Annotated in this window: 7 protein-coding genes, 1 tRNA gene and 1 pseudogene; 6 read left to right on the plus strand and 3 right to left on the minus strand. The window is 32.4% G+C overall.

Features of this window, described 5'->3' with window-relative positions; translation table 11 throughout:
* Positions 1 to 3: 3 nt before the first annotated feature.
* The 3 genes from WBN21_RS01850 (at position 4) to ribB (ending at position 3,934) form a co-directional block, all read left to right on the plus strand.
* Positions 4 to 639: a LolA family protein gene (locus WBN21_RS01850; RefSeq protein WP_424197609.1), complete on the plus strand. Its 636-nt coding sequence runs from the start codon at positions 4 to 6 to the stop codon at positions 637 to 639.
* A 153-nt stretch (positions 640 to 792) separates the two neighbouring features.
* Positions 793 to 2,757 carry an LptF/LptG family permease gene (locus tag WBN21_RS01855; RefSeq protein ID WP_424197610.1) on the plus strand — a complete coding sequence of 655 codons (1,965 nt, stop codon included), beginning with the start codon at positions 793 to 795 and terminating at the stop codon, positions 2,755 to 2,757.
* Positions 2,758 to 2,773: 16 nt separating this feature from the next.
* On the plus strand, positions 2,774 to 3,934 hold the full coding sequence (gene ribB, locus WBN21_RS01860) for a 3,4-dihydroxy-2-butanone-4-phosphate synthase (protein WP_424197611.1): 1,161 nt from the start codon (positions 2,774 to 2,776) through the stop codon (positions 3,932 to 3,934).
* Positions 3,935 to 3,997: 63 nt separating this feature from the next.
* Here the strand turns inward: ribB and WBN21_RS01865 are convergent, their stop codons facing one another.
* The 3 genes from WBN21_RS01865 to WBN21_RS01875 form a co-directional block, all read right to left on the minus strand.
* Positions 3,998 to 5,224 (minus strand): T9SS type A sorting domain-containing protein, encoded by a 1,227-nt coding sequence (locus WBN21_RS01865; protein WP_424197612.1) that lies wholly within the window; start codon positions 5,222 to 5,224, stop codon positions 3,998 to 4,000.
* 252 nt (positions 5,225 to 5,476) lie between these two features.
* A complete protein-coding gene (locus tag WBN21_RS01870; protein ID WP_424197613.1) occupies positions 5,477 to 6,670 on the minus strand; it encodes a DegT/DnrJ/EryC1/StrS family aminotransferase in 1,194 nt (397 codons plus the stop codon).
* A 135-nt stretch (positions 6,671 to 6,805) separates the two neighbouring features.
* Positions 6,806 to 7,435: an NAD(P)H-dependent oxidoreductase gene (locus tag WBN21_RS01875; protein WP_424197614.1), complete on the minus strand. Its 630-nt coding sequence runs from the start codon at positions 7,433 to 7,435 to the stop codon at positions 6,806 to 6,808.
* A 188-nt stretch (positions 7,436 to 7,623) separates the two neighbouring features.
* On the opposite strand from WBN21_RS01875, the gene WBN21_RS01880 reads away from it, so the two are divergent.
* From WBN21_RS01880 to WBN21_RS01890, 3 genes and pseudogenes are all read left to right on the plus strand, one after another.
* A tRNA-Ser gene (locus WBN21_RS01880) sits at positions 7,624 to 7,708 on the plus strand.
* A 481-nt stretch (positions 7,709 to 8,189) separates the two neighbouring features.
* Positions 8,190 to 8,702, plus strand: a pseudogene (locus WBN21_RS01885) (class 1 fructose-bisphosphatase); the annotation flags it as partial.
* A 121-nt stretch (positions 8,703 to 8,823) separates the two neighbouring features.
* Positions 8,824 to 11,283 carry a TonB-dependent receptor gene (locus WBN21_RS01890; RefSeq protein WP_424197615.1) on the plus strand — a complete coding sequence of 820 codons (2,460 nt, stop codon included), beginning with the start codon at positions 8,824 to 8,826 and terminating at the stop codon, positions 11,281 to 11,283.
* The last annotated feature ends 408 nt before the right edge of the window (positions 11,284 to 11,691 follow it).

Here is an 11,691-nt window from a genome sequence, read left to right on the forward strand (position 1 = left end):
AAAATGAAAAAATTCTTAACCGTATTATTGATTACGCTTTCAGTTAGCTCTTTTGCTCAAAACAATGCAAAAGCTTTATTAAATGAAGTTTCAGCTAAGGTTAAAACCTATGACAACATATCGTTAGACTTTAAATATACTCTTGAAAACCTTTCTGAAAACATAAAACAAGAAACCAAAGGAGATGTTGTTATGCAAGGCGATCAATACAGATTAAATATTCTAGGTATTACAAGTCTTTTTGATGGCAAAACATTATACAACATTAGCACCGAAGATGAAGAGGTTACAATAACCTCCAATATTGATCCAGAAAACGATCTTATTGCCCCAAGTAAAATGTTATCCTTTTATGAAGATGGATACACATACAAGCTTGATATTGAGCAAAATATAAACGGTAGAAAAATTCAATATGTTAAACTTACTCCTATTGATTCAAATTCTGAAATTAAGAATATTCTTTTAGGTATTGATGCTCAAACAAAACATATCTATAACCTTATACAGGTTGGTGAAAATGGGACTAAAACAACCCTAACAGTTAATTCTTTTAAAACAAACGAGCCTTTATCAAAAACCTTATTTACCTTTGACGGCAATAAATATAAAGATTACTACATCAATAAACTCGATTAGGTAATCGTTCTTTGTGAAACGAATATTAACAAATTTTAAAAACAGCTTTTTAAAGATTTTTAATATGAGAACGAAGTGGTAACACTCGTACTTAACCGGAAAGCAAGTTTTATAATTTATTTGCTTTCAAAATAATTAGAGAAATTTAAACGATTGAAAATACTAGACCGTTACATACTAACCACATACCTTAAAACTTTTTTCAGCGTGTTTGTTATACTCATGCTGATTTTTGTTTTACAAACTATTTGGCTTTATATCAAAGAGCTGGCAGGTAAAGATTTGGACATTGGAGTTATTGTTAAATTTTTGGCTTATTTCATGCCAAAGCTTATTCCTTTGGTTTTGCCGCTCACCATACTTTTAGCTTCCATCATGGTTTTTGGAAGTTTTGCTGAAAATTATGAGTTTGCAGCCATGAAATCAACAGGTATTTCATTACAGCGCGCCATGTCTGGATTAAGTGTTTTTATTGTTGGCTTAGGCATTGTTACCTTCTTTTTTTCAAATAATATAATCCCTTGGGCAGAATTAAATTCCTTTAATTTAAGAAGAAATATAGCAAAACTGAAACCCGCTATGCTTCTTGCTGAAGGACAGTTTAATCCGGTTGGAACCTACAATATTAAGTTTGTTGACAAATACGGTGATCGCGATCAGTTTCTTAAAGATGTTACCATTCACATAAAAGGCAACGACGGAAGAACAAATGCGACCGTTATTAAGTCAAAATCAGGTGAACTTGCAAGTCAAGAAAATTCTAATGTTTTGAAACTTATTTTGAGTGATGGGCATTTTTATAACGATGTGACGCCTGCAGATAGAAACGATAGAAACAAAAAGCCATTTGTAAAAAGCACCTTTGAAACAAAAGTTATAAATATTGATTTGTCACAACTGAATAATGTTGATTTTGACGAACAATCCTCAACCGACAAGTACAATATGCTAAACGTAAGCGGTTTAAATAAAACTATTGACTCATTAATTAATAAGTACAATTTTGAACACGAAAGCTTTTCAAAAAATTTAGAATTACGATCTGGCATGAACAGGACTTTTCCTTCAAACCAAACTAAGGTTGATTCCCTCAACTATACCGGTCCCATTTTAGAACTTTTCGACACCAAAAGTAAAATCGAAATAGTTGATGTTGCATCTAAATCAATGATAAGTTCTAAGCAACTTATTGTATCAAAAGATGTTACTATGCAAAACTCCAAAGCATGGCTTAACAGACATGTTATTTCATTACATGAAAAATTTGCATTAGGATTTGCCTGCGTTATCCTCTTTTTTGTTGGTGCGCCATTAGGAGCTTTAATTAGAAAAGGAGGCATAGGCTTACCCCTAGTTATTGCTATTCTTTTATTTTTAACCTATCACTTTATGGGAATATTTGCAACCAATAGTGCTAAAACAGGCGATTTTAACCCAATTATAGCACCATGGATTTCAACGTTGGTCATGTTACCATTAGGCATTTTCTTAACTAGAAGAGCGACTGCAGATAGAGGATTGTTTGAATTTGGAAATGTTTTAGAACCTTTCAAAAAGCTTTTTAAAATCAAAGACAAAGAAAGTACTGATTATTCTTTTTTATCAGATTATAAAAATGAAGAACTTATTAATACCATTAACAACTATGAAGCTTTAGGGCATGATGAAGACACCCGATTTAAAGCCTTTGAAACTTTAAAATCTAGAGATTTATCAACTTCAGAATTGAGAGCAAGTGGTTTAATTATTGACGAAGAATATGAATCAGCTGAAACATTAAAAAAGAATTATACAGACCATTCAAAATACGCGCTTACACTTTATATTATTGGCATTATTTTGTTACTGCTATTCTTCGTATTTAAAAATAACAAACTAATCCCTTTAGCTACAGCTTCCATTCAGCTTAGTATCATGGCGTTAGTTTTATATGTTGTATATTTTATTAAATCGATTATTAATTCGTTTCAGTTTTATAAACATATAAACAGAACACCTAATAAACCTAATCTATACCTTTTAATCCTTGGTCTTCCCTTCTATTTTATCACGTATTTATTTTTGAATGAAAAAATGAAAAGCGAGTTAAAAGCAAATTGTTTAGAATCCTTAAAATAAGTCATATCTTTGCATTATGATGGTAAATACTATGACACAAAAAGTAAAACACGAGTTTAAACTTAACACAATACACGAAGCAATTGACGATATAAGAAAAGGAAAAGTTATTATAGTTGTTGATGATGAGAATCGTGAAAATGAAGGTGATTTTTTAGCTGCTGCCGATAAGGTTACACCAGAAATGATAAACTTTATGGCTACCCATGGCAGAGGACTTATTTGTGTGCCATTAACCGAAAACAGATGTAAAGATTTAGAACTAAACATGATGGTTCGAAACAATACAGACCCTATGGAAACGGCCTTTACCGTATCTGTAGATTTAAGAGGAAATGGTGTTACTACAGGGATTTCAGCGGGCGACAGAGCAAAAACAGTTCAAGCTTTAATTAATGACGATACCAAACCATTTGATTTAGGAAGACCAGGTCATATTTTCCCATTGGTTGCAAAAGAAGGTGGTGTTTTAAGAAGAACTGGACATACAGAAGCTGCCATAGATTTTGCAAGATTGGCAGGATTAAGCCCGGCTGGAGTAATTGTAGAAATTATGAATGAGGATGGTTCTATGGCGCGATTACCTCAGCTATTTAAGGTTGCAAAAAAACTTGATTTAAAAATTGTTTCTATTGAAGATTTAGTTGCTTATAGAATGCAACATGACTCATTAATTAAGAAAAAAGAAGATTTTCAAATTGAAACACGCTTTGGAAGTTTTAGATTAAGAGCCTACAAACAAACAACTAATAACCAAGTACATATAGCCTTAACTAAAGGGCAATGGGCAACTAATGAAAAGGTTCTAACGAGAATTAATTCTACATTATTCAATAATGATATTTTAGGAACACTTACCAATAATGCAGACCAGCAATTAGACAACATGTTTAAGGTTATAAATGATGCTGGTAAGGGTGCAGTTATATTTATCAATCAAGAGGCTCAATCTATGAATATTTTGAGTAGACTCACTTTTTTAAAGGAAAATCAATCTGCAGGTGAAGTTACTAGAGCACCTAAAATCAATATGGATAATAGAGATTTTGGAATTGGCGCTCAAATATTGCATGATTTAAATATTCATAAACTTCGTCTAATTTCTAATACCGAGCAAACCAAACGCGTTGGCTTAATTGGCTATGGTTTAGAGATTGTTGATTATGTTAAATATTAAAAAAAAGGAAATATCAATCTAAAACTTAATCGATACTTCCTTTTCCAACTTAACTAACACTTACTATTTTATTACTATTTTTTTAGTTGAACTTCTGGTATTGTTGAATACTTTTAACAGATAGATTCCCGACTTAAACCCTTCAACATTTATTTGGTTACTATTTAAAGCCTGTGATACTTTTTCGCCCAATACATTATATAATTCCATGCTTACATTAGGCACCGAAGATGAAATATTTAATACATCTGAAACAGGGTTAGGATATACTTTAAATAATTCGTGATCGAAAGTTTCTGCTGATAAATTAAAAGGTAGCACCACAGAATAATCTTTCACTTCTTTGTAATAACCAACCCATGCACCTGTATTTCCGTCTTCAAAAGTCGAGACTGAATTATTACCATTTCCATCATACTCATTTAATTGACGATCTGTATCAACCCATGCAGTACCATCCCAATCTTGGTCGGTAATTATTTCCAAAAGACCATCTACATATTCAAATAAAGTTTGGCTATCCAAATCCCATCCTCCATTACCGTCAGGAACAGTATATTCAATTTTGGCAAGCAACCCCATATCATAAGTCGCGGTTCCTCGCTCAATCTCCCACATATTCGTATAAGAATTCCAAGTACTATCAATGACTTCCGAAATTACCCCAGGAGAGGTATATGTAATCTCAAATATTTCATCATCAACCCAACCTGTCCCAGTTTCCCAATGCTGGCTGGTTTCCTTATCAATGTCTGAGCCGTCGTACTCATACAATTCTCGAGTACTAGAATCGGTTACTATAAACGTCATAGAGTCAGAATCATAAAACAAGCTAGTTTCTTTCCACAGCTTACCATTTAGATATTCATATTTTATTTGAGAAGAATTTTGCCATGCCATGGATACATATGTTTGAGTTGTTTCGGTGTCTAATCTATTAGATCCATCATATTCATATATTACTTGAGCGGTGGTTTGCCATGACCCAGGGGCAGTTGGATTCCAAAACTGAAAAATATTCAATTTAATATTGTTGTTTTCATCATAGCTCTTTTTTTCTTGGAATAATTGTTCACCTCCCGGAGATGCTAATATTAATATATTGGTTTCTTTATCCCCTTCATTATCGTATGTATACTGCCCTGTTGTTTGTTGCTCCCAATCTGGGGGTGTTAGTTCATCATTCCAGTTGTAAACTCTCCGAACATCGACCTTGTATGTCTGTGAAAAGCTTAAAATAGGAGATAAAAAAAACAAAATAATTGCTGAAAAAAGTAGTGATTGTTTCATGATTAATAGCTTTAAATGGATTATATACTAAAACATCGAAATACAAACAATAAGTGAGCATCTCAATTTAAAAATAAATAAACGTGTTGTTGAACTAATACTTTTGCTATTAACTATTCAAGAAAATTGTTTAATAACTACTAACTATTGGTTGACTAGGGAGACTTTTGTTAGCTATATAAAAGTAAAAAATAAATTACTATAAATCAAAGGTTTATAGTAATTTATTTAGCAAATATTTTTGGTGTTAAATTACAATACAGCTTTAATAACTTGAATCATTTTAGAAGCGCGATGTCTCACCTCTTCTTCCGTCCAAGACAGTTTGATTAAGCAGGAAATGTTTCTTCCAATATAATGATCGGATTTTGAAAAATCTTTAGTTTTAAGATATTCTAGACCGTCTTTTACTTCTTTAGAAATTGGAAACAACGATTTTAAGTCTTTTAGATGGTCCCATTTGCGAATATAATGCCAATTATTATCAAAATAATTCCAGCAAACATCAACACCGCCTTCTTTAAAACCTTGGATTACTTTTCTAGTAGTTTCTAAATCTGGTAAAAAGAAATTTAAAAACGCACCGCTTTCGTCACCACCTTCAGGAATGGTTCTGAACGTTACTTCTGGAATGTCTGATAAAGCGTCTTTTAGAATGTTTAGATTTCTTTTTTGAATGTCTAAAAACTCTGGTAGACGTTTTACTTGTGCTAAACCAACTGCGGCATGGAGTTCTGAAATACGAAAATTATAGCCTAAAAATGGATGTGTTTCGGCGCCACGATCATTACCTACATGGTCGTGACCATGATCGCTATAATGGTCGGCGTTTGTATAATATGCTTTGTTGTTAGTTATGACTGCACCGCCTTCTCCACAAGTAATGGTTTTTACAAAATCGAATGAGAAACAACCTAAATCGCCAATACTTCCTAGCGGTTTCCCTTTATAGGTACCGCCAATGGCCTGACAAGCATCTTCTACTAATAATACCTTGTGTTTGTTCGCAATGGCCTGTAAGGCATCCATATTTCCCATACTACCGCACATTTGCACCACCATAATGGCTTTTGTTTTTGAGGTAATAGCTTGTTCGACAGCTTCTGGATTTAAACAAAGGGTATCATCAATATCTACTAAAATGGGTGTAGCACCAAGCATCATAATAGCCTCAAAACTTGCAACGAAGGTGAATGTTGGCATAATAACCTCATCGCCTGCTCCTACGCCTGCCGATGCCAACGCTACAGATACTGCTGCTGTTCCGCTTGAAACGAGTTGCACGTGTTTGGATTGAAAGGTGGTTTGTAATTCTGCCTCAAGCTCTTTGGCTTTCCAATGGCCATTTCGCATGCCATCAAAACCATAGCGCATGAGTACGCCATTATCTAAAACATCGTTTACTTGTTTTCTTTCTAATTCTCCGAATAATTCAAATCCTGGCATATTATTTTTTTCTTTAAAGTTGATTGGGACGCTAGTTTTGCGTTAGGGATTGTAGCGGCATCCTTTTTTTGCTGCCATATATGGCAAAAAAAGATATAGCGTAAAGCCCGACCCTTGTGGTAACGCCCAAATATTTTAAATTGTTATTACAGCTTCTTCTATGGGTTTTCTAACTTTTTTTAGGGTTGAGAAAAAATCGTCTTCAGCGCGATAGCCGATTGGTAAAAGCAGCACCGATTTTAATCCTTTTTCATTTAATTTTAAAATTTCGTCGTACTTGGATGGTAAAAAACCTTCCATCGGGCATGAATCTATACCTTCGATGGCGCAAACTGTCATTAAATTGCCAAGTACTATATAGGCTTGATTTGTAGACCATTGCTGGCGTTCTTGTATGGACATGCCTTGCATCATTTTTACCAAATCCTCTCGGTAAGGTTTCAATATTGTTTCTGAGGTGTTCCTAATATGTTTTATGTTGTTGTAATAGCTATTTACATCAGCGTCAACGATGTCGTTTTGAATACAAATTACGAGTAAATGTGACGCATCTAATACTTGTTTTTGATTATATGACAACGCTACTAACGGCTCTCTTACTGCTTTATTTTCAACAACTACTAGCTTTATAGTTTGTAATCCGAACGAGGTGGCTGTTAAGTTGAAAGCCTCTGTTATAATATTTAATTTAGCTTTTGATAGCTTTTTAGTTGCATCAAATTTTTTTGTTGCATACCGCCAATTAAGCTGTTTTATTGTATTCATATTGTTGAAATATATTTGTGCAAAAATAAGGTTTGCAGATTTCTTTTTGCATAATTGGCATATAAATTATACATATTGAAAAATACATAAAATTTATTATGAAAAAGTTAAGTTTTTATTTGAATAGAATGAAAAAGGACATTATATTTGCACCCGCATTCAGGCAAATAGCTTGATGAGGCACTCAAGGAGAAATGGCAGAGTGGTCGAATGCGGCAGTCTTGAAAACTGTTGAGGGTCACACCTCCGGGGGTTCGAATCCCTCTTTCTCCGCAAACAAGCGCAAGTCTTGAAAATAAAAAACCACCAAGTTTACTTGAGTGGTTTTTTTTGTTTTTATGACTTTGGCATTTGCAAAATGCCGTAAGTGGGATATTGGAACAAAATCCCTCTTTCTCCGCGAAAAGCCCTATAAAAGGCAACAAAAACCCTGTAAATAGTTGATTTACAGGGTTTTTTGTTTTTATTGATATCAAATGATATCATATGAATACTGTTAAAAAGGGACTAATTCGGTGTCACTAATACCTTCATCTCAACTGACACCGAATTGAATATATATAATTGTTTTTCAGTTATTTAGAGTTTTTTGTTCTCCGAAAAAACCACTCATTTAAAGTGGTTTTTATTACAATGTATTTTACCCACTTATTTCCAAAGGCCTTCCATATCTTCTAAAGTTTTACCTTTAGTTTCTGGAACATATTTCCAAACAAACCACAGAGCTATCAGTTACATGATACCGTAAACCCAATATGGTACATCAACTATGTTGGTTTATACATTGGGTGATGGTGTAAACGGTTTTACGCTAAACCCAGCAATCGGTTCTTTTTATTTATCACATGCTAATATTCAAATTCCAAAAACTGGAAATATTTATTCAATAAACGAAGGGAACTATTCTCATTTTCCTCAAGGTGTGAAAAATTACATTAAATATTGTCAACAAGAAGAGGAAAATCGCCCCTATTCTGCTAGGTATATTGGTTCCATGGTTTCAGATTTCCATAGGAACATGCTAAAAGGAGGTATTTATATGTACCCAAATTGCACTAAAAATAAAAACGGTAAACTAAGGTTGCTTTATGAAGCAAACCCTATTGCTATGTTAGCAGAACAAGCTGGCGGAAAAGCGACAAATGGGGTTGATCGTATTTTAGATATTATGCCGACTGAGATACATCAGAGAGTGCCATTTTTTTGCGGTAGTACAGAAATGGTTGATAAATTGGAATCGTTTTTAACAAATAAAAATACTTTATAAACTCTTTTAAACCAAAACCAATTATAAATGTCTAATTTTAATATTACGCTTATTTCAAAACCTTAGATTAATTAATTTTTTTCTTTTTAAAGAAACAGTTATAAAAAAAAACACTAGAAGCATGATTAAAAAAATCACTCTTTTCGCTTTTGTAATTATTCTTCTATCTTTTACTATAATTAATAATTTCAGCCAACTAGTTATTGAAAAATTAGAGAACTACTCTAATGACTATCCAGAGAAAATATATATTAAAACAGATAAACCATATTATACAATTGGTGATGACATTTGGTTTTCAGCATATCTGGTTAATGGAATTAGTCATAAACCGACTAGCAAAAGCAATGTGATTTACGTTGAATTAGTTAACGAAAAAGATTCTATTGTATCTCATAAAAAACTTTATACAAATGATATAAGCGCTGCTGGCGATTTTAAAATAAATAAAGAATGGGAAGCGGGCTCTTATTTATTAAGAGCCTACACAAACTATATGCGAAATAGTAGTACTGATTTTTTCTTTAAAAAAGAAATTCCTGTCTGGGATGTAAAAGAGTTTAAAGAAGCAGCAAATATTGAATCTGGTTCAAATGCAACATCTACAAAAGAGGAATTTATTAAAGAACGTCCAGACCTTAATTTTTATCCAGAAGGTGGATACCTAGTTAATGGCCTTCAATCGAAAGTTGGTATTAAAGTCAAGGATAAAAAAAATAGAACTATACATATTGAAGGGGTTATAAAAAATGCAGAAAATATCATTATTTCAAGATTTAAGACTTTCGAGTTTGGTCTAGGGCTTTTTATGTTAACACCAGAAGCCAATGAAACGTATTACGCAAGTATTCTTATTAACGGAAAAGAAGAAAAATACGAACTCCCAAAACCATTACCACAAGGGTTTAATATTAATTTAATAAATAACGGTCAAGAAATAATATTAAAAGTAAGCTCTAATAATACTATTGGATTAAAAAACTCATTATTAACTGCACACCAAAGAGGAGAAATCGTTTTCCAAAAACTTGAAGAAACAACAACCAATTCTTATACGGTAAAACTCAGTACTTCAGAATTAAATTCTGGTGTTACAAACTTTACACTATTTAACAATGAAGGCAAGCCAGTATGCGAACGTTTAGTTTTTATAAACAATCCAAATAAAGACGTTAGCATTAATGTAAATACAGAATCTAAAAACCCAGAAACAAGAGAAAAAGTAACGCTTCAATTAGATTTAAAAGATAAAAGTGGAAATCCTGTATCTGGAAATTTAACATTAACCATCAATGATTTGGATGCGGTTGAAAAAAGTACAAAGAATGAAAATATAAAAACCTATTTATTATTAAATTCAGATTTACGAGGCCATATAGAAAACCCAGGTTATTTCTTTGAAAAAGAAAATGATTCCAAACGTCGGTTTTTATTGGATCTAGTCATGTTTACACATGGTTGGAGCAGATTTACTTGGAATGAACTTTTATACAAACCAAAAATCAAAAATCAATTCCAAATTGAAAAAGGTATTTTTATTTCCGGACAAACTCATGCCTTAAAAGAAATAGGAAAACGTATTTCAGCGCCTACCAGATTAACCTTTATGGGGTCTTTACCGCATCAAGAAGTAGCACAATCTGATGTAAACGGACAATTTAATTTTGGTCCTTATGTTTTTTACGATTCTATTCCTGCCATTATTGAAGCTCGTGTAAAACAATTTAAAAGTGATTTCGAAAAAAATAGAGATGTGGATATTTTTTTACAAAACAACACCTATCACAGCCCTTTAATTTCGGGCAATAATGTTTTAAAAGCTAACAACTTAAATAACACTATAGCTACAAACTTTATTAAGCAGGCTCAAAATATTTCGCAAATAGATGCCCAATTTTTAAAAGGCGCTCAATTATTAGATGAAATTTTAATTACTGCCAAAAGAGAAACCAAAGAAGAAAAGCGTGAAGAAGAACTTAATGATAGAGCTGGTAATAGTTTCCCAACACATAGACTAGACATGAATGATATTCTTAACTCTGAAGCTATGAGCATCTTTATGCTACTTAATCAATTACCAGGAGTTACAACTTATAACGATACCATATCCATTAGAAATGGAGGTCAGCCTGTTATATTAATAGATAATATGCGGGTGGAAGTTGAAGAAATATCTTTCTTAACAGGCTCTGACATAGAGTTTATTGATGTATTATCAGGCGCATCTGCATCTATTGTTAGTAATAGCGCAAATGGTGTTATTTCCATATATACTAAACTTGGTAATGGTAGTTTGTTAAACGTAAAACGTAAACCAGGTATTATTGATTTTTACTGTCCTGGGTTTTATACAGCTCGCGAATTCTATTCACCTGATTATGCTGATAGTTTTAATGTCACCTCAAAACAAGACATAAGAACAACTTTATATTGGAAACCTAAAATAGTAATTAACCAAGACGCTAATTCTGAAGTATCATTTTTCACAAGTGATTTAAGGAGTAAATATGCTATAGAAATTGAAGGCATTACAAACGACGGAGTTCCCGTTTATGATTTATCAACCTTTGAGGTTGAATAAAACTATTAAAAAGGAAGTTATATATATCAAGTATGTTTAAAAGCATAACGTTTAAAGGAATTGCATTTGATTGAAAAAGCAATCTTAATTAATATTGGATTGCATTTTTATTTATGAAAAAAAATTATTTACTTTTCATTGACTAAGGTTTGATATCAAAAACACTAAACCAAACTAGTGTAAATAAAATTAAGTAGAAGTGAATTAACGAGGTTACGTGCTTATTCTGCACTAAGGTTGGCTAAAGCCCAATAATGTCATATTTTGTATAGAACCATATCCAAAAGGAAATTTAGCTTTCCTAAATAAACTATATATTTTTTTAGTAGGCAGTTCAATGCTTGCTCAGTCAAAATTATAATAATAAAATTGGGTTTAAAACAACAACCTAATTTTCGTTCAAAACTG

The organism is Algibacter sp., from assembly GCF_049667265.1.
GTDB lineage: Bacteria > Bacteroidota > Bacteroidia > Flavobacteriales > Flavobacteriaceae > Algibacter_B.